A 508-nucleotide genomic window follows, 5' to 3' on the forward strand; every position below is an offset into this window, starting at 1 on the left:
CAATATTAACCGTGCGGATCAAGATCAGTTTGCGCTAAACAGCCAACAACGTACTGCGGCAGCACAAGCTCAAGGTTTTTTCAAAAATGAGATTGTGCCCGTCACTATTCCCCAGCGTAAAGGCGATGCTGTGCTTGTGGATACCGATGAACATCCACGTGCATCAACGACTTTAGCCGCACTGACAAAACTTAAAGGTGTGGTAAAAGCTGATGGCACGGTCACGGCGGGTAATGCATCGGGAATTAATGATGGTGCAGCGGCCTTATTGATTGCTTCAGATGAAGCTGTAGAAAAATACCAATTAAAACCACGTGGGAAAATTATTGCAGCAACCACTGTGGGGGTTGAACCAAGAATTATGGGCTTTGCACCCGCGCCTGCAATCAAGAAACTGCTTAAACAAGCCGATCTTAGTTTAGCGCAAATGGATGTGATTGAGCTAAATGAAGCCTTTGCTGCCCAAGCTTTGGCTGTCACCCGTGATTTAGGTTTGGCAGATGATGAT

Annotated in this window: 1 pseudogene; it reads left to right on the forward strand. The window is 46.3% G+C overall.

Annotated elements, in window-relative coordinates:
- Window positions 1-508: pseudogene (locus tag WFN33_RS20240) on the forward strand (acetyl-CoA C-acyltransferase); the annotation flags it as partial.

The sequence above is a fragment of the Acinetobacter sp. AS167 genome, assembly GCF_037152175.1.
Taxonomy (GTDB): domain Bacteria; phylum Pseudomonadota; class Gammaproteobacteria; order Pseudomonadales; family Moraxellaceae; genus Acinetobacter.